The organism is Tengunoibacter tsumagoiensis (assembly GCF_003967535.1).
Classification (GTDB): domain Bacteria; phylum Chloroflexota; class Ktedonobacteria; order Ktedonobacterales; family Ktedonobacteraceae; genus Tengunoibacter; species Tengunoibacter tsumagoiensis.
This window is the reverse complement of sequence record NZ_BIFR01000001.1, coordinates 1,029,941-1,049,689: the sequence shown is the minus strand read 5'-3', so window position 1 is coordinate 1,049,689 and position 19,749 is coordinate 1,029,941. Positions and strand designations below refer to the sequence as shown.

11 protein-coding genes, 2 rRNA genes and 1 pseudogene are annotated in these 19,749 nt (G+C 50.1%); 8 read left to right on the top strand and 6 right to left on the bottom strand.

Annotated elements, in window-relative coordinates:
* Nucleotide 1 precedes the first annotated feature (1 nt).
* Nucleotides 2-526, bottom strand: coding sequence for an RNA polymerase sigma factor (locus EL628_RS04120; RefSeq protein ID WP_126578514.1), 525 nt, complete (start codon nucleotides 524-526; stop codon nucleotides 2-4).
* A gap of 224 nt (nucleotides 527-750) precedes the next feature.
* On the opposite strand from EL628_RS04120, the gene EL628_RS04115 reads away from it, so the two are divergent.
* Both EL628_RS04115 and EL628_RS04110 read left to right on the top strand, forming a co-directional pair.
* The gene (locus tag EL628_RS04115; RefSeq protein ID WP_126578513.1) at nucleotides 751-1,428 is read left to right on the top strand and encodes an SOS response-associated peptidase; all 678 of its coding nucleotides are present in this window, start codon (nucleotides 751-753) and stop codon (nucleotides 1,426-1,428) included.
* A gap of 183 nt (nucleotides 1,429-1,611) precedes the next feature.
* On the top strand, nucleotides 1,612-2,217 hold the full coding sequence (locus EL628_RS04110) for a biotin transporter BioY (protein ID WP_126578512.1): 606 nt from the start codon (nucleotides 1,612-1,614) through the stop codon (nucleotides 2,215-2,217).
* A 70-nt stretch (nucleotides 2,218-2,287) separates the two neighbouring features.
* Here EL628_RS04110 and EL628_RS04105 read toward each other — a convergent pair whose 3' ends face one another.
* Together EL628_RS04105 and EL628_RS04100 are read right to left on the bottom strand one after the other, a co-directional pair.
* On the bottom strand, nucleotides 2,288-3,706 hold the full coding sequence (locus EL628_RS04105) for a DUF512 domain-containing protein (protein ID WP_126578511.1): 1,419 nt from the start codon (nucleotides 3,704-3,706) through the stop codon (nucleotides 2,288-2,290).
* A 182-nt stretch (nucleotides 3,707-3,888) separates the two neighbouring features.
* Complete coding sequence (locus tag EL628_RS04100; RefSeq protein ID WP_126578510.1) at nucleotides 3,889-4,248, bottom strand: hypothetical protein; 360 nt, start codon at nucleotides 4,246-4,248, stop codon at nucleotides 3,889-3,891.
* A 999-nt stretch (nucleotides 4,249-5,247) separates the two neighbouring features.
* Here EL628_RS04100 and EL628_RS04095 point away from each other — a divergent pair.
* The 6 genes from EL628_RS04095 (at nucleotide 5,248) to EL628_RS04070 (ending at nucleotide 12,787) form a co-directional block, all read left to right on the top strand.
* Nucleotides 5,248-7,035 carry an ABC transporter ATP-binding protein gene (locus EL628_RS04095; protein WP_126578509.1) on the top strand — a complete coding sequence of 596 codons (1,788 nt, stop codon included), beginning with the start codon at nucleotides 5,248-5,250 and terminating at the stop codon, nucleotides 7,033-7,035.
* Nucleotides 7,036-7,047: 12 nt separating this feature from the next.
* On the top strand, nucleotides 7,048-8,868 hold the full coding sequence (locus tag EL628_RS04090; protein ID WP_126578508.1) for an ABC transporter ATP-binding protein: 1,821 nt from the start codon (nucleotides 7,048-7,050) through the stop codon (nucleotides 8,866-8,868).
* A gap of 273 nt (nucleotides 8,869-9,141) precedes the next feature.
* Entirely contained in the window at nucleotides 9,142-10,785 is a 1,644-nt protein-coding gene (locus EL628_RS04085; RefSeq protein ID WP_126578507.1) for a molybdopterin-dependent oxidoreductase, read from the top strand.
* 279 nt (nucleotides 10,786-11,064) lie between these two features.
* A complete protein-coding gene (locus EL628_RS04080; RefSeq protein ID WP_126578506.1) occupies nucleotides 11,065-11,691 on the top strand; it encodes an RNA polymerase sigma factor in 627 nt (208 codons plus the stop codon).
* 109 nt (nucleotides 11,692-11,800) lie between these two features.
* Nucleotides 11,801-12,130, top strand: a complete 330-nt coding sequence (locus EL628_RS04075; RefSeq protein WP_126578505.1) for a hypothetical protein — start codon at nucleotides 11,801-11,803, stop codon at nucleotides 12,128-12,130.
* A gap of 285 nt (nucleotides 12,131-12,415) precedes the next feature.
* Nucleotides 12,416-12,787 carry a hypothetical protein gene (locus EL628_RS04070; protein ID WP_126578504.1) on the top strand — a complete coding sequence of 124 codons (372 nt, stop codon included), beginning with the start codon at nucleotides 12,416-12,418 and terminating at the stop codon, nucleotides 12,785-12,787.
* On the opposite strand, the gene EL628_RS04065 is transcribed toward EL628_RS04070, so the two are convergent.
* The 3 genes and pseudogenes from EL628_RS04065 to EL628_RS04055 all read right to left on the bottom strand — a co-directional run bounded on the left by EL628_RS04065 (nucleotide 12,787) and on the right by EL628_RS04055 (nucleotide 19,485).
* Nucleotides 12,787-15,742, bottom strand: a 23S ribosomal RNA gene (locus tag EL628_RS04065). The two genes, EL628_RS04070 and EL628_RS04065, sit on opposite strands and share 1 nt — an antisense overlap.
* A gap of 253 nt (nucleotides 15,743-15,995) precedes the next feature.
* Nucleotides 15,996-17,474: ribosomal RNA gene (locus tag EL628_RS04060) — 16S ribosomal RNA — on the bottom strand.
* The 16S and 23S rRNA genes sit together here, the layout of an rRNA operon.
* Before the next feature lie 589 nt (nucleotides 17,475-18,063).
* A pseudogene (locus tag EL628_RS04055) lies at nucleotides 18,064-19,485 on the bottom strand (ISKra4-like element ISKra2 family transposase).
* Nucleotides 19,486-19,749: the final 264 nt, after the last annotated feature.

Below are 19,749 nucleotides of genomic sequence, written 5' to 3'. Positions count from 1 at the left end.
TTTACTTACGAGTATAAATTGATCGTAGAACCTTTAATGTTCGCGAGAGAAGCATGCGAACCGATCCTTCGCTTCGCTGTTGTATCTGGGCAATTTCACCACAGGTAAGTCCATGGCCAAAACGTAAAAGTAAGAGCTCCTGCTGCCGGAGCGGAAGTTTCTGGAGATGCTGGCGCAGCACGCCAAACTCTTCTTGTTGCAGATACATCTGCTCTGGAGCTTCGTTATCATCAGTGTAGGTATTCTCCTCTATCTTCATCAGGGGAAGCTGTGGGCGACGACGCTGCCTACGGTAATAATCGACCGCTTTGTTACGCGCTACCCGCCACAGCCAGGCCTGCTGCTCTGGTTCGCTCAGTTGAAAAAACTGTGGACGCTCGAGTGCTGCGAGAAACACTTCGACAAGAAGGTCCTCGGCATCCTCACGCACAGAAATCTGACGCAAGAGATAAGCAAAGATAGGTGAGGAGAAACGTTGATAAAGCCATGCTCCAGAAGTATCTTTGATCGTTGTATTCTGATACATCAGCTCCTCTTTGTCTGTTTGAGATCTCACTTGCATAATCGCTGAAGTTAAAAAAACATCACATCCTTCTCTTGAACAGGATAAAAGTTTTATAGGATCTCCATTCGCAGCAGACTGTCTGGGGCGAGATGACCGTCTCGGGCAGGGCAAAAAAGAATAGCAATGATGCAGATGGTATATTCATAGAATGAGTCTAAGAATAATCATTCATAAGGAGGATGGCTATGTGTGGCCGTTTTACTCTTTCCCATGATGCTCAGACAATCGCTCAAACTATTCTTAATCCACGAATGGTGAAGGTCCCTGCATCCTTTAAGCTCTCAGCGCACTACAATATTGCGCCCACGCAGGATATTGTGGCAATCCTCAACCAGGAAGAGCCACAATTAGATTTTCTCAGATGGGGCCTGATCCCTTCCTGGGCAAAAGAAGAGAGCATTGGCTCAAAAATGATCAATGCGCGAGCAGAGACACTGGCCGAGAAACCTAGCTTTAAACGCTTACTTCATTCTAAACGCTGCTTAATTGTTGCCGATGGCTTTTATGAGTGGTCTCAAGAGGCGGGCTCAAAGCATAAGACTCCCATGTATATCACATTAGAAGATCAGGAGCCGTTTGCCTTCGCAGGACTGTGGGATGTATGGAAGGATTCAACTGGGCAGGCGGTACGTACCTGCACAATTATTACGACGGAGCCAAATGAACTGATGCAATCCATTCATAATCGCATGCCAGTTCTGCTCCCACGAGAGGCGAGAGATGCCTGGATTGACCCCAGAATGCATGATGAGCAGGCTTTGCTTCATTTGCTCAAGCCCTATCCCTCGTCTGCTATGGTCGCTCGACCTGTCTCTCGCCTGGTGAATGATCCACGCAATGATAGTGTCGAAGTCCTGGCATGATATCGCCGCAGGAGCTTCTCAATCCAACAATTGGGCGGTTCCTGCGCGTCTGACGTTGTCGGCGCACAGGTCAATCTCTCACTATCTCTGGATTCCACTTTTAATACGTGGCAAAAACGATGTATAATAACTCTTACATTATTCTAGCAATGCAGTCATATGCAATTATAGGAGTTATTATTCATGGCTATCTCACGTTCTTCAACTATTATTGATCAGCTGGTTCCTGCACGCCCTTCTCGCACAAGCAATCTGGTAAAGGATGCGGCCCTGGTGATCGGCACCAGCCTGCTTCTGGCCTTATCCGCTCACCTGAGCTTGCCGCTGCCTTTTACACCCATCTTGCTAACGCTACAGACGCTGGTTGTGCTCCTTGCGGCGGCGGCGCTGGGCAGCAAGCGCGCCAGTCTGGCATTTTTGCTGTATCTTGCAGAGGGGGCCGTGGGGCTGCCTGTCTTCTCAATGGGCGGTGGTGTGCACTATCTATTTGTTGCAGCCAGTGCGGGCTATCTCTGGGGTATGCTTGTAGCTAGCTTTGTGGTTGGACTGCTCTGTGAGCGAGGATTGGATCGGAGCATTCTGACATCGGTTCTGGCTATGTTGCCTGGATCGGTCATTATCTACGCCTTTGGCATGTCCTGGTTTGCGCTGGTTGCCCATGTGACCTTCAATCAAGCCTTCACTATGGCCGTTCTCCCTTTCATTCCGGGTGATCTGATCAAAGTTGCAATTGCAGCTATTCTGCTTCCCACTGCCTGGAGTCTGGCTCGCGTGCGTAAGCAGAAGTAAATCAGGCATCTATAACCAGGGTTGATCGAGTATGATTGGGCCAGCTAAGCGGCCCAATCATACTCTTTGCTTAAAGGCGCGATTGTACCCGCACCAGTTTACGTTCGCGGCCAGTGGAGATACCAGCCAGAGCTCGCACTGCATCGATAGTCTCTTGCGCGTTCCGCACAAACTCTACGCGGGCTGGCAAAAACTTCTCTTTGAACTCCTCTACTGTAATATCATCAAGGAAACGCGTCCCCTCATTGTCTAACATTACACGCGGAAGAAGAATCAGGTCAGCACGCTGCTCCTGCGCCATCAAGGCATCAATGACGTCCTGTCCACAGAGCAGACCCGCAACCGTGGTCTCAGACCCAAAGAACTTATTCACGATTGGCAGCACCTGTACATCCAGGTCAACAATCTGACGCAGATCTTTGCCTATTTGCTCGATCACTGGCGCGGCCATGGTACTGGTACCAATCACCACGCGTTTCGGCTCGGGCATCGCTGAAGGCAGGCGGCGACGTGTGCGGGCCCATTGATCGATCAAGAAGCGTGTCATACCAACGCCATTTTCAATCTGAGCATAATTGCCATAATGGCGGGCAGAGGGAAACTCACGACCGGTGATAAAGTACCATTCATCCGAGAGGAAAACGAATGGATAGCCATCGGGATTCTCGGCTTCAAAGCGCCGCTGATAGACCTCGACCTGATCAATGACGGCATTGGCCTCTTCTGCGGTATAGTGGCGCAGATTGGGAAGCTCACCCACTTTAATCATGTTATTGTATTTGGTGAGCCCAACGGGGACCGCTGAGATTGATTCCACAATTGGTCGTCTCTCAATGAGATCACGAATGCTGCGGTCAAGCTCTTCACCATCATTGATGCCAGGCAAGAGGACTAACTGGGTATGACAGGTGATACCCATGGTTCCCAGGCGCTCAATATGCTCTAAAATCTCGCCAGCACGTGGTCCATCCACTGTCTTGCGGCGCAGCTCTGGATTCGTCGTGTGCACAGAGACATAGAGAGGCGTTAGCTTCTGCTCATCCAACCGCTGCCAATCCAACTCTTTCAAATTTGTGAGCGTGACGAAATTACCAAACAGGAACGAATAGCGGTAATCATCATCTTTAATATAGAGCGATGAACGCATGCCATGAGGAAGGCCGGGTTGAGAGGAATGGCGCTGAGGAAGGCCATCGATAAAGCAAAAAACACACTTATTCGCGCACTGACGAATAAAAGGAGCGGGCTCTTCACCAAATAAAACACCAAGGTTCTCGTCAATATCTTTGGTAATGCGAACCTCGTGCTGCTCCTGCTGACGATCATAACCAATCAGCAGATCTTCTTCGGCAATATAGAAGCGATAATCGACAAGATCACGAATCAGATGACCATTCAAGGTACGAATGAGGTCACCGGGTTGTAGGCCAGCACGATCGGCGGGACTTTCGGGCACTACTTCACGCACCCATCCATACAGTTTTGGCATTGTACTTATTTCCTTAAAGATTTATGCAGGGGGACAGAAGCAGGCGTGGTCTCCCGAAAAAAAATGATAGCTATCCGAGTGATTATAAACTCTATACCTACAAACGTCAAATTTTATACAAAAAGCTCAGAGCATTTCATTTCACCGTTCGCTGACACACACTTAAAGCCCACAATCCCTGGCTACTCCAGCCCTCCTCTACCAACCTCAAGGAGAAATACCACCCAGAGGAGCTCCAGGCTAAGTGGAATACACGACACCAGCAAAGCTACTATTGCCAGCCAGATCTGAACACGTGATTTCCCTTTGCTTGCTAATATCAATGCAATAATGCTAAGTATAAACGCAAGTGGCGAAAAAATTAAAAAAAGAATCCCCATTCTATTATATAATTCCACATCAAATTTTAAATTAAATAATGTTCCTGGAACTGATGTATATATTCTGAGGATTAATAAAGCAATCAAGGAAAATATGATACTAATAACTGAGAATGCTGTATTAAAGATGGTTATTCTAACGCTACTTTTCAGAAAAGGCATTCCTTTTTCACTTCCTCTAAAAATCTCTGATACGTACTTCCTTGTGAAGTGATATATGAAAAGATTTTTTTGTAATCTCTACAATTAGAGTATAAAGATAATAGTAATGCCTGTCAATATATTAGCACACGAAGAGCGCGATTCATTTTTTTGTGCTATCCCTTTTCATTGAAATAGACAAGCAAATATGAGTAATTATTTCAATGAGAGATCTCTTTTTGCCCTCTGCTCCCATAATCACCCCTCCATGGCTCAATGGGAAATTATGTTATGGAGGGGCTCGCATTGTAGAGCTTCACGATTGAGGAAGGAGACAAGCTACCTTCCCTACTGCTTTTATCTATTTTTTATCGAAAATACATGTTAATAAATTTATAACATGTCAAGTAGGGAAAGTTGCTTGTCTCTTTCCACTGTTCCTGCTCCACTATGATCACCCCTCCATGGCTCAATGGGTAAGGATGCTATGGAGGGGCTCACATGGCGGAACTTCACGATCAGGAAGGAGACAAGCTGGTTTTGTCTATTTTTATCGAAAATATACAATTAATACCATTTTCGCATGCCAAGTAGGGAAAATTGCTTGTCTCCTTCTTCATATTTTTATAGACAATGTCTCTGTCTGTGCAGGCGCACTTGATCCCTCCACTCAAACGTGGAAAGACTTCCTGCTCTCATGTTAAAGCTTGACATAGAACATTTATTCGATTACTATCTACCATGGTAGATAAATTGGACAACACCACCCTATTCTCAATCTTAAAATTTGAACCAGAAATCCCGCTTATTCATGACAGAAGGTGTCACCCTTTTGGTGTATACTAGAGATTGTAGAGAAAAGTATGTGACGCAAACAAACGATCAAGGCTCCTGGCCTTCACTCCTCAGAAAAGGTTCTATTTACTATGTAGTAGCAAGCATGCAATAATACAGAGAATTTTCTTATGTTCGTTCATTCGATCCTCTTAACTGTGACCCCCCAATGGATGGAGGTATCCTTTGCTATCCAAAAGAGAATTTACCGTTGCCAATGAGTACGTCTATCGCCAATCCAATCCGGCTCGTTGGATTCTTTCACATTTATTACGGTATAAATACGTTGTGATCCGTTATATTATATTATGTATTGTTACAGAAAGTCTGTTTATCAGTCTTGCGGCCTTTACTGGAAATGCATTTACGGCTGTGACGCAAGGTCAGAGCGCGCTTCTATTGCAAATTGCTCTGATTATGCTTGGCATTATCCTGATATTATTCGCAGCCGATCTTGGTGCGAGGCTCTCCATTGAAGTACTCAGCAAACGTTTTGCACGCGATGCTCGTGAGGAGCTCTATATTAGCCTGCTGGGAAAAAGCCAGACGTTCCACAATCGGCAACGCGTTGGGGATGTGATGGCCCGGGCCTCTAACGATATGGGGCAGCTAAGCGATATGGTCTCCCCAGGCTTCGATACGATCATTAGTTCCTCCATCAATATGTCGGTCACCTTCATTTTTATTGCGTTGGTGAACCCACAATTGTTGCTGGTCCCTGTACTCTTTCTCGTTGGCTTCCTGTTCACTATCAGGCACTATGCGCGTACCCTCGCCCCTATCTCTGACCAGATGCGAGCGCAGTTTGGCCGCACCAATGCCATTCTGAATGAGGCCATTACGGGTGTTGAGGTCATCAAAGGATCAGCTCAAGAGGAGCAGGAGAATCAAAAGTTTAGCCAGAGTGCTGAGCTCTATCGCGATTTCTATGTCAAAAACGGGCAGGCGCAAGGTCGCTACCTGCCAACACTCCTGTTGAGCTTTGCGCTGGCGTTGAGCTTCCTGCATGCCCTCTATCTCTTATCCACACACACCATCTCATTTGGCGCTCTGATTACTTTTATGGGAGTAGTAGTTAATCTACGCTTTATCACCGCTGTCTCCATCTGGAGCGTTAGCCAGATACAGTTAGGCATTGCAGGCTCTGCTCGTATCCTATCGCTTCTGAGAGAAGAGACAGAGATGGATCAGAACAAAGCTGGCTGTCAGCAAGAGATTCAAGGCGAGATTACCTTTGACCATGTGACCTTTAGCTATGATGAGACTCCCATCTTAAAGGATATCTCATTCACAGCCAGACCAGGTCAGACGGTTGCTATTGTAGGGCAGACAGGTGCAGGTAAAAGTACGCTCACAAAGCTGGTGAACCGCATCTATGATATCCAGTCAGGTCGCGTCCTGATCGATGGTGTCGATGTACGTGAATGGAATCTGGACACCCTCCGCTCTCAGATCTCGACCATTGAACAGGATATCTTTCTCTTCTCACGCACAATTGCCGAAAATATTGGCTACGGTCTGGGACAAAAAGCTGATCAGCAGGCCATTGAACAGGCCGCGCGTGATGCTCAGGCCCATGAATTTATTACCCGCTTCCCTCAGGGTTATGAGACAGAGATCGGTGAGCGCGGGGTTACGCTTTCAGGTGGGCAGCGTCAGCGCCTGGCAATCGCCAGGGCCCTGTTGACGGACCCACGCATTCTCATTCTGGATGACTCAACCAGTGCGATTGATAGCGAGACAGAGGATGAGATCCAGAAGGCTATCCATCGCGTTCTCGAAGGTCGAACGACACTTTTGATCACGCATCGGCTCTCACAGATTCGTTGGGCTGATCATATTCTGGTCTTGAAGCGTGGTGAACTCATCGATCAAGGCAATCATGAAGAGCTCCTGGTGCGCTGCGAAACTTACCGCCGCATCTTCTCACACTATGATGCTCCAGTTCCGACAGCAGTGGCACACCACAAATAATAGGAGGTACACATGGGATTCTTCATGGATGGTCTGGATGCAGAAGCATACGACCGTAGTTATAAAGATAGCCAGCTCATCCGTCGCATAGGCGGGTATTTTAAGCCCCATTGGCCTCTTATGGTGGGAATCACAGTACTGGTCGTGCTCAATTCAGGCTTAGACTCAGCCTTCCCGATCCTGGTCTCACGCAGCCTTGATTCACTGAGCGGCAGCCAGATGCTCCAGCAAGCTGGTACGCTTGTGCTCTTTATTCTCTTAGCCGGTGTCCTCTCATGGACCTGCAATCTCTTTAGACAATGGTTTACCGCTCGTACAGTCGGTACCGTCGTTTTAAAACTACGCCAGGATGCCTTCCGCGCCGTCATCTCGCGTGACATGTCCTTCTTTGACGAATTTTCGTCGGGCAAGATCGTCAGTCGCGTCACATCGGACACGGATAACTTTGCCGCAGTCGTGACCTTAACGCTGAACCTTCTGAGCCAGGTGCTGCTGTTTTTGATTATTGTAGGAGTCCTTCTCTTCAAAAATGTGCAGCTTACTCTCCTCACCTTGACGATCATGCCCATCATTATCCTGGTTGCTCTGGGCTTTCGCCGCATTGCTCGTCGTCTGACGCGCAATACCCAGCGCTCCCTGGCTCGCGTAAACTCAAACGTACAGGAGATCATCAGTGGCATTACAATTGCCAAAAACTTTCGGCAAGAACAGAACATGTACGACGAGTTTACAAAGGTCAACAAACAATCCTATCACGTCCATTTACGGACTGGCTTTCTTTACAATGGGATCTTCCCAATATTGATTCTGATCACCAATATTGGCACCACCATCGTTGTGTATTTCGGTGGGCATAGCGTGCTTGATCGGAACATCTCAGCCGGTGATTGGTTTCTTTTTGTGCAAAGCTTAATGCTCCTCTGGCTCCCTTTAACAAGTATTGCTTCATTCTGGAGTCAGTTTCAACAGGGCCTTTCCGCAAGCGAACGCGTATTTGCCCTGCTGGATGCTGAAGCACACGTCAAACAGGTTGACCAGCAGAAAGTTCCTCAGCTTAAAGGAGAGATTGAGTTTAAGGATATGATCTTTAGCTATGACCAGCGACAGACCGTCCTCTCTAAATTCAATGTAAAGATCAAAGCTGGAGAAACGGTTGCATTTGTTGGTCACACAGGAGCTGGCAAATCCAGTATTGCCAAACTCATCGCCCGCTTTTATGAATTTCAGGGTGGACAACTCCTCATCGATGGGCAGGATATTCGCACATTTGATCTGCATGAATATCATCGCTCTCTAGGAATCGTGCCACAGATCCCATTTCTCTTCTCTGGTACAGTCGCCGATAATATTCGCTATGCTCGGCCTGAAGCAACCGATGAAGAGGTCCGGCGCGTTGCCGAACATATCGGTGGCGGCGATTGGTTAGAAGCACTGCCAGAAGGCTTACAGACGCTTGTAGGAGAGACGGGGCGTTCACTCTCAATGGGACAACGGCAACTGGTAGCTCTGGCCCGCGTCTTACTACAAGATCCAGCCATCATCATCATGGATGAAGCCACCGCCAGCATTGATCCGCTTACAGAGGCGCAGATTCAAGAAGGCCTGGACGTCATCCTGAAAAATCGGACAGCTATCGTCATTGCCCATCGGCTTTCAACAATTCGTCACGCTGACCGTATTATTGTCATCGAACAAGGTCGCTCCGTCGAAGAAGGTGATCATGAAGAGCTCATGAGGCGAGGAGGGCATTATGCTCAACTCTATAACACCTATTTCCGGCATCAATCGCCTGATTATAAACCAGGAGGGGGTTTCGTCTCAGTCGTGAGGTGAGTGCAGGAGCAAAGGCGTTTCACGGATAATACAGCGGCAAGAGGGTGAGCCTTCATTGCCCTCTTGCCAATACAAGATCTTTCCATCCTCTCGCAAGAGAAAAGATCACGATACTAGATTATTGATATATTTCATGCATAAAATGGTATAGTGCAAAAATGTTCGTCTTCGTAGAACATCTTGTTAAGGCCAGTAAAAATAGTCATCAGCGAGCGTGTAATACTAGTGGGAGATACTTCTTAAACTTTTTTGTCTTCCATCAAAGGTGGCAGTATGAACATAACACCCTATACCAGAAGAGATCACTTTCGGCTCGGATTTCAAGCCGGATTAGGCGCGGGCATCTGTGCCACAATATTAATGCTTGTACTTAGTCAGACACTGGGTAGTATCTCGCTCGCCGAGGCACTGGGCTCAACAATAGCACAGTCAATGCCTCTGTCATTATTTGAATATCTCCACCGTACTATTGGAGGCGATGCCAAACACTACCTGTTCTATATTATCCTTGTTGGACAATGTCTGGTCTTTGCACTATTTGGAGGACTCTGTACTCTTCTCGTGCAATCAATCAATCTTCCTAAAGCTCAGGATCAGCGAGGAAGATTAACAATTCTTACGGGTCTACTCCTGGCAGCACTCCTCTGGTTACTGACCGGTCTGGTCTTCTTACCTCTGACACAGGCTGGCATCTTCGGTTCAGAGCTGACAATTGGTGCAAACAATACTATGATAAGTCTGGCTGTAGTGGGCATAGTCTTCGGGCTCATCTATATCTTCTTGCAAAACTGGTTGATCGAACACGAAGCCCCCAATAAGCCAGATCCCCAGGCGGCTCAGACAGCCAGTAGACGTGCACTTCTACGCAATGGATTGATCGTAATAGGAGTAGGAGTAGTAGGAGTGGCGGCCTGGCGCTTCATAACTGGTGGTACCGGCTCATTCTTTTCATCAAGTAAACTGGTTCAAAACTATAAAAATAAGATCAGCCCGGTTCCACAACCAGATTATACAGATTTTACATCAGTCCCTAATCTCTCTTCTGAAGTTACCAGTAACGGAGAGTTCTATACCGTCTCAAAAAATCTCTTCTCCGATCCAACTGTCGATGGCAATAGCTGGCAGCTTACCGTAGATGGAGCCGTAAGCTCTCCCTACACCCTCAATTATAGTCAATTGATGGCGCTTCCAATGAAACAGCAGCCTGAAACGCTTATGTGCATCAGTAACGATGTAGGCGGCCAATATATGGGCAACGCTGTCTGGGATGGAATCGTCCTGGAAGATCTCCTCAAAAAAGCAGGAACACTCAAACCTGGCGCAACCAAGGTTGTACTCCATGCCGCTGATAACTACACTGACAGCATTCATCTCAGCAAAGCGCTGGAGCCAACAACAGTTGTAGCGGTCAAAATGAATAGGAAGACCTTGCCTCAGAATCATGGCTATCCAGCACGGCTACTTGTTCCTGGTATCTATGGAATGAAGCACGTCAAATGGATCACTCGTATTGAGGTTGTAGACACGGATTATAAAGGCTATTGGCAGCAGAATGGATGGAGCGATCCAGCACCAATTCGCATGACCTCGCGCATCGATACCCCGGGCTCGGGTATATCCATCAAGGCCGACAAGCCAACCTATGTTGCAGGGGTCGCCTTCTCAGGGAACAAAGGCATCAGCGAGGTAGATGTAAGCTTTGACCAGGGCTCAACATGGCAGCCAGCAATGCTCAAAAAGCCACTCTCCGAGCTCACATGGGTCTTGTGGGAACTCCCCTGGCAGCCCAAAGCTGGTACATACACTATTATCGTGAGAGCCATTGATAAAGAAGGGAATGTCCAGGATCCTCAGGAAGCGCCACCACAGCCAGATGGCTCATCAGGCTATCACAGCGTCTCTGTTACAGTAGCCTGAAGTTATCGATAATACTAAGCTTTTCATAATAGGCAGCAGAATAATTTTGTGATATAATGGCCTCTCGTTAACAGCGCGAGGCATTATATCATTCAGAACCGACAGTACTCTCACAGGTATTTTTCTTCTCAAGAGCAGTATTTGCTCATAATTTTGGTAAAAATAGAAAGAAGAACGATAGAAATCTGTCCGTTTTCCACCTTCACATTGATTATAATAAATAGGGGGAAAATAAAACGACGGCTCGGTCGTCTATGTATGACCACGAGATAAGGCCAGATGGAGATGGATGTTCAGGTGGTAGAGGTAGCACGCCTACAGGCGAAGGATGCACAGGCCTTTCGTTCGTTGATCGAAAGACTACAACAGCCAATTACAGGATACTTATATCGTCTTGTCAGGGACTATGAAGTTGCCCTGGATCTCTCCCAGGATACATTTTTACAAGTTTATAAAGAGATTGAGAAGACGTCAGTTGATCTTGCACTAGACGCCTGGATCTATCGTATTGCCACTAATTATGGGCTCCAATATCTCAACCGCAAACGCCTCCGACAGATAGTACATTTCTCAGCAAACCCTACCTCTTCTCTTGAGGATGGTATCGCTACTATGCAGATTGAACATGAGGATGCAAATATTCTCCAATTGATAGCTCTGGGCCCTTCAGTTGAAGAACAGGCAGAGACGCGCATCCTCGTTGAGCAAACATTAGCATTATTGAGGCCAAAGGATGCCGCATGCCTGCAACTTCACTTTGCCAATGGTTTAACATATGAACAGATTGGAAAGTTAATTGCTATCACACCAGAGGCGGCACGAAAACGCGTTGCACGTGGAGTAGAAAAATTTCGAGCTGTCTATGCACGAAATTCTATTGAAGAGTATCCAGAGAAAGAGGAGTAATTTCTAAAATGGTACAGGAATGGCCTAACTATGACCCATAGAGATCCGTTATACTACGGATAAAGTCTTCTTCGTTTCAAAAGATGCCTGCGTGAAAGGATGTGGAATTATGGTGCGTCAGTGCGCATGGTGTTTACGCTTAATTGATAGCGTAGGTGAGAGGCTCTCTCCAACACCATTGCCAAAACTGTATGAGGCGAGTCATGGCATCTGTGGTGTCTGTGGCACTCAGTGGATGGAGCAGGTTCTAGAATCACAGGAACAGTCAGCACAAGGAATAGTACAGGATCAAGAAAATGATGGTAGGGATGAAGGTGGTTACTCAGAGGTAGAACACAAGGAAGCGCTTACTCAGCTCATTTTGCAATTACAACGCAAGTCCAGAGGTCGCTCAACTGGAGTATATACCAGGCGGCATAGTGAATTACCCCTGAATTGAAGGCTCAGGGCTTCGTAAGAAGCCTGAGTTCGCCAGACGGCGCTCTTATTGCCTGGATTTAAGAAGGGCATAGGAAAGGCTCGATAACCTCAATCTATGCTCAATTTATAGAGGACAAGCCTTTTGAGCCCGGTCAGGATGAAGCTGGACTCTCCCACGGCTACAGCGCAAAGATATGCGCTACCCAACGCTTGCCAGAGCGGATTTTGCAGGGGAAAACGCTCGAATCCAATCTATGGGTTTTCTTCATAGAATTGGAATGTTCTTTCTGGAGAGAGAACCCTTATGGGGGCTGGAAGTATTTTGGCTGCATTATCAGGAATGCAAACCAGAAGACTATTCGCCAGTATATTGAAAATCGGTGAAGCCAGAAAGTCTGGGATAGGGGAAGGTATGGTGTTCATCTGCGAGGCGAAAAATCTTGTCAATGAACGCTATACCGCCTATAAACAATCTGTAAACACAGTTGTCTATACTACTTTGCAAGAAAGTAAGACGCAAAAAAAAAGCCAGGATCTCACAATCCTGACTTCTCTCTTTGTTCCAGTGCACCTGATGGTACCAACTGTTGAGGATATTCTCTCAATTTTGCCGAGCGCGCCGCTTGCAACCACGCGTTCAAGCCGATTTCTGCTCGCTCACCCACTCAAGACCTGAATGACAAGCCGTACGATCATTAGGGCGACTTCGCTCCACCTGTTACCAGGCGTCCACGTGTCGTCTATCGACCAGGTCTTCTTCCTGGGATCTTGATCACACGAAGTGATGGGAAGACTCATCTTGGGTGCGGCTTCGCGCTTAGATGCCTTCAGCGCTTATCCCTTCTGAACATAGCTATCCAGCTGTGGCCCGGGCAGGCCAACTGGCACACCAGCGGTTCAGCCATCTCGGTCCTCTCGTACTGGAGATGACGCCCCTCAATCTTCCTACGCCCACGACGGATAGAGACCGAACTGTCTCGCGACGTTCTGAACCCAGCTCGCGTGCCGCTTTCATGGGCGAACAGCCCAACCCTTGGGACCTACTCCAGCCCCAGGATGCGACGAGCCGACATCGAGGTGCCAAACCTTGCCGTCGATGTGAACTCTTGGGCAAGATAAGCCTGTTATCCCCGGGGTAGCTTTTATCCGTTGAGCCACACTCCTTCCACTCGGGAATGTGGGATCACTAAGTCCGACTTTCGTCCCTGCTCGGCGCGTCTGCCTTGCAGTCAAGCTCTCTTCTGCCTTTACACTCTTGAAGGGTGATGTCCATCCACCCGGAGAGAACCTTTGAGCGCCTCCGTTACTCTTTGGGAGGCGACCGCCCCAGTCAAACTACCCACCTGGTCCTGTCTGCCAACCGGTTCACGGTCTGGCGTGAGACACAAAACACAACGAGAGTGGTATTTCACTGCTGCCTCCTCCACCCCCACAAGGATGGATTCTCCGGCTCCCACCTATGCTACGCACGCTGTCCCTCGTATCCAGGCCAAGCTGTAGTAAAGCTCCACGGGGTCTTTTTGTCCTGTCGTGGGTAACCCGTATCTTCACGGGTACTTCAATTTCGCCGAGTCCTCTGTCGAGACAGTGCTCAACTCGTTACTCCTTTCGTGCGGGTCGGAACTTACCCGACAAGGAATTTCGCTACCTTAGGACCGTTATAGTTACGGCCGCCGTTCACCGGGGCTTCACCTCGTGGCTACGAACACCACTTAGCTTAACCTTCCGGCACTGGGCAGGAGTCAGCCCCTATACTTCCGCTTTCGCGTTCGCAGAGACCTGTGTTTTTGGTAAACAGTCGGTTGAGCCAATTTCTTGCAGCCCCCTCACGCATCGAAACACGCTACTGGGGCACCCCTTCTACCGAAGGTACGGGGTCAATTTGCCGAGTTCCTTAACAGAGGGTCGCTCGATCACCTTGGGGGAGTTCCCCCTGCCTACCAGTGTCGGTTTGCGGTACGGGTAGCGTCAGCTCTCACGAGAGGCTTTTCTTGGCAGCCTGGGGTCCGATGACTTCCGCACGATTGCTCGCGCTCGGTGCCGCTGTCATGCACAGGAGACCGGGATTTGCCTCGGTCTCGCACTTCAAACGACACGCCGATCCTGTCCATTCGATCGGTTCACCTTCCCTACTGCGTCCCCCCATTGTTACTAACGATCTGACGCTAGTGCAGGAATCTCTGACCTGCTTTCCATCGCCTACGACTATGACGTCCTCGGCTTAGGGCCCGACTCACCCTGGGACGATTGACGGTGCCCAGGAACCCTCAGGCATTCGGTGTCTCTGGTTTTCACAGAGATTGCGCTACTCATTCCGGCATTCTCACTTCTCGTCGCTCCACCAGTCCTTCCGGTCTGGCTTCTCTGCTTGAGAACGCTCCCCTACCATTGCACCACAAGTGATGCAATTCACGGCTTCGGTACACTGCTTAAGCCTCGCTACGTTGTCGGTGCCACTACACTCGACCAGTGAGCTATTACGCACTCTTTCAATGATGGCTGCTTCTAAGCCAACATCCTGGCTGTTATTGCGTACTGACTCCCTTTGACACTGAGCAGTGATTTGGAGACCTTAGCCGGTGATCTGGGCTGTTTCCCTTTTGACAATGAAGCTTAGCCCCCACTGTCTCACTTGCATGCTCCATTCTGCTGGCATTCGCAGTTTGAGAAGGGTTGGTAACCCGCACAGGGCCCCGAGCCTTTCCAGCGCTCTACCTCCAACAGACAACACATGCAGCTGTACCTCAATACATTTCGGGGAGAACCAGCTATCTCCACGTTCGATTGGAATTTCTCCCCTATCCACAAGTCATCCCCCAGTTTTGCAACACTGGTGGGTTCGAGCCTCGACGGACTGTCACATCCGCTTCACTCTGCTCATGGATAGCTCACGTGGTTTCGGGTCGCATCGCCGCAACGCGCGCCTGCTTCAGACTCGGTTGCCCTCTGGCTCCCCAGCTTTACCGCTGGTTAACCTGCTACGACGATGCACTCGCCGGATCATTCTACAAAAGGCACGCCATCAGCCCTTAGTTCCTCCTGGAACAGTGGCCTCTGACTGCTGGTGAGTACGTGGTTTCAGGGTCTCTTTCATCCCCCTCTCGGGGTGCTTTTCACCTTTCCCTCACGGTACTTGTTCGCTATCGGTCACGAAAGATGTTGAGCCTTGGAGGGTGGTCCCCCCAGCTTCCCACAAGGTTTCACGTGCCTCGTGGTACTCAGGATCCTCGCCCACGCCGGTTGATCGTCTTCTACAGGACTCTCACCTGCTCTGGTTGCGCTTTCCAACGCATTCGAATGATCGGCCATTGTTTGTTGCGAGTCCTACAACCCCGCCCGTTCCGAAGAACGGATGGTTTGGGCTCCTCCCGGTTCGCTCGCCACTACTACGGGAATCTCGGTTGATTTCTTTTCGTCGAGCTACTGAGATGTTTCAGTTCGCCCGCTGCCCTCTACCCTGTCTATGTGTTCAACAGGGAGTATCCAGACATCACTCTGGATGGGTTGCCCCATTCGGAATCTCGAGGTTCATAGCTTGTATGCAGCTCCCCTCGAACGTTTCGCCGGTCTCCGCGTCCTTCATCGGTCTTTCGTGCCAAGGCATCCACCTCGTACTCTGTGTAGCTTGTTCGTTTCTTTGGTCTTGATGGTGTCTTGCTTGCTCTGCTTCAACTCGTGCTTGCAATCTTCATCGCTCAGCAAAATTGAAGGAATATCCTCTTCAGTTGTTCAGGTGCACGTGATCAGGGAAACCCCAACCACTGGAGAGTGGAAACCAAACGCAGTCCCTGGTCGCTCAAAGCAACCATCAGTATCCTGTTTCGACCTAGGAGTGGATGGAGGTGCTTGCTCATTGCTGAGAAAGATCCATCAAAGCTCCCTAGAAAGGAGGTGATCCAGCCGCACCTTCCGGTACGGCTACCTTGTTACGACTTCACCCCAATCACCGACCCCACCCTCGACGCTTGCCCCCCCGAAGGGTTAGCCCAGCGGCTTCAGGTGTTGCCGACTTTCGTGGTGTGACGGGCGGTGTGTACAAGACCCGGGAACGTATTCACCGTAGTGTGCTGACCTACGGTTACTAGCAACTCCCACTTCATGGAGGCGGGTTGCAGCCTCCAATCTGAACTGAGGCCGAGTTTGACGAGATTGGCTCCCCCTCGCGGGTTCGCAACTCTTTGTCTCGACCATTGTAGCGTGTGTGTCGCCCAGGACGTAAGGGCCGTGCTGACTTGACGTCATCCCCGCCTTCCTCCACGTTGATCGCGGCAGTTTCGTTAGATCATTCAACTAACGACAGGGGTTGCGCTCGTTGCGGGACTTAACCCAACATCTCACGACACGAGCTGACGACAGCCATGCAGCACCTGTGGAACCGCCCCGAAGGGACAGCGCGTTACCGCTGGTGCAATTCCATGTCAAGTCCTGGTAAGGTTCTTCGCGTTGCATCGAATTAAACCACACGCTCCGCTGCTTGTGCGGGTCCCCGTCAATTCCTTTGAGTTTTAATCTTGCGACCGTACTCCCCAGGCGGACCACTTCAAACGTTAGCTCCGGCACTGAAGGGGTCGAACCCTCCAACGCCTAGTGGTCATCGTTTACGGCCAGGACTACCGGGGTATCTAATCCCGTTCGCTCCCCTGGCTTTCGCACCTGAGCGTCAGGTACTTCCCAGGACACTGCCTTCGCCATTGGTGTTCCTCCGGATATCTACGCATTTCACCACTCCACCCGGAATTCCGTGTCCCTCTGAAGCCCTCAAGTCAAGCAGTCTTCATACACCCTCTCCAGTTGAGCCGGAGATTGTCAGTACAAACTTACCTGACCGCCTGCGTGCGCTTTACGCCCAATAAATCCGGACAACGCTTGCCCCCTACGTATTACCGCGGCTGCTGGCACGTAGTTAGCCGGGGCTTCTTCCTTGGGTACCGTCCGTTCTCGTCCCCAAGAAAAGCAGTTTACGATCCGAAAACCGTCATCCTGCACGCGGCGTTGCTCGTTCAGGGTTGCCCCCATTGACGAAAATTCCTCACTGCTGCCCCCCGTAGGAGTCTGGGCCGTTCTCAATCCCAGTGTGGCTGATCGTCCTCTCAGACCAGCTACTGATCGTCGCCTTGGTAAGCCTTGACCCTACCAACTAGCTAATCAGACGCAGACCCATCCCAAAGCGCCCTTACGAGCTTTCCTCTTACGAGCATATGCGGTATTGTCGGCGATTTCTCGCCGGTATTCCTCACTTTGGGGCAGATAATCCACGCGTTACTCACCCGTCCGCCACTCACTCATTGCTGAGTGCGTTCGACTTGCATGTGTTAGGCACGCCGCCAGCGTTTATCCTGAGCCAGGATCAAACTCGCCATCCAATTTATGTCCTCACCCTCACAGCGGAGGATGAAAAAATGCATTGTGTAGTTCGCGATCCAGTCCAAGTATTTTATTGCTTGGCTTGTTCGCAGATTGCATCACTTAGCGTGAGCCAAGTGATTGAATTGACAGGAACTGGTGTCTTGTTACTTCTTCACTAAACCAGTTACTGTTCTGCTTTCCACTCTTCAGTTGTCAAAGTGCGACTGATCGAGAACCGTAGCTCTCGGGTGTCTCGCTCGATTGCGTTGTTTTGGCGTTCTCGCGACGACTGCTGTAGTATCTCACATTCCTCGGGGTCTGTCAAGCGTTTTCTTGTTGAGTTTTTCGCCTGCCCCAAAAGTCCTTCTTCTCCAGTGTGTGGACGCTTCCGGCCTCTGAAGAGGGCTGAAAGACCCACGGACGAACCGTGTGGTCGTGCACATCATCGGGAAGGACAACTTCCTGAGGGGCCACGTTATCGTGGCACAGCCGGGGGTTTGCGGACAGGAGCACCCTCCAGGAGAGTGATTGTCTGGAAACGACAGCTCACGGAGTATAGCACTCGGGAAAGGGGCTGTCAAGGGGGGTGACTTTTTGGGGTGTCCGTCAAATTTTTGCAATCTCCTTTGGACGACACGCAGGGAGGCGCTTCCAGATGTGATGAGGCGAGGGACGAGAAGATCCAGGCAAGGTGGCACAAGGTTCAGCCGAACGCACCGCAACGGGAGGTTCAACAGGAGGTGATGGAGTCGCCAGAGGAGCAGGCGTTGAAGGGTGAGACCGCAAAAGGCAGTGCAACAAAGAGGAGCACACCTCTTGCCAGCGCTTCTCAGCGCGCTGAGTGCGCTTGAGGGCATGCTCAGACTGCTGCTGCTGGACTCCCTCGTGCCAGCACTCAGACCACCGTTCATTGCAGACAGCGTTGCGTAAGGTGAGCATCGCATTGACATGATGACGCTGCCAATGCATGCCAGCCCCTTTCAAACGTGCTTGGACGACGAGTTTGTTGGCGCTTTCTACCATACCCGAGCCAATGGGCCACCCTTCTCGTTGAAAGGTGGGATAGTCCATCAAGCTCAGACGTTTGCGAAGGTACGCTTCCTGTTTGGAAACGGCCTCACCCTCTTTGATCAAGGGAGGCAAGCGATCATACCAGCGCACGAACAACCCAGGACCACGATGTTTGAGGATGTGGATGCTTCGTGGCAGGACATCAGCAGGCAAGCGTACTCCTGCCTGCTGCAAGGCCTCAATCAACTGGCTCAAATGGTGAGCCGCATGCGGAACATCTAAAATACGTACCGCATCGGGCCGATGGAGATCGACAAAACCTTGCAGCCAGTCTGCCCCATCCATGACGGCACAGACCGCCTTGGCAGAAGGCACCCCACGGCGCTCCATTTCTCCTTGAGCCAGTTCGCCAAAGGTGTCGGCATCCGTCAGACGCGAGAAGGACGAGAGGCGCTCAACCTTCGTTTCCTGTTTCCCCTGATGTTTCTTCGCCACGTCGATCTCTCCGATCACCAACGTGCGAACCTCAGCCCATTCTCCACCAATCAGTGGAACGTAGGCTCCATCAACACTGATGACCTGCTTGTCCCCTCCACTGTTCGCCTGCCATGAGGCGTCATGCGATGATGTTTGTCGCACCTGGGACCTTGTGCCTGCATCTAGCGTCTTGCGTCGCACCGTTGGCTCGCTGACCTGGACTCCCAGAAGCCGTTCGAGCATCTGGGCTGCACGCGCAAAAGGCATCCAACTTGCCAGGTGCGTCAGGTGTTCTTGCAGTTGTGGGGTCAGGCGTCCGGGAAGCAGAGCTAACTCGTCATCCAGGGGGAAAAAGACCTGTCCCACAGGTGGGACAGGTTCCATACTCGCGTTTCAGGGTGATGTCATGTCCCCCCGCTGCTTGCAGGGTCCGCATGTGTTTCCCTCGGGTCTGCAACGGCGTGCGGCAGATCGGGCAGCAGGGTCGTTCGTGCGCCGGTTTGCCACTCCAACATTGAAAAGCACTGGTGTGGGCGGTATCCTCGATCACCTGAGCTTCCAGCTGGCTCATGCGCCGGTGAACTTCCTCTTCAATTTCGGCCAGGGTCGCTTTCGGATGGCTACGCCGCCATTCTCTGATGTCTGTTAAAATACGTGTACTGAGCTCTTGCCACTGTTCTTCGTTTGGTTCCTTCACGGTCCACCTCCACATTTTCTTCGTTCTATCTTACCTTCTTTCCTTGTACGTGTCTACCTCTTTGCAAAAATTTGACGGACACCCGACTTTTTGCTGGGCTTTGCTGG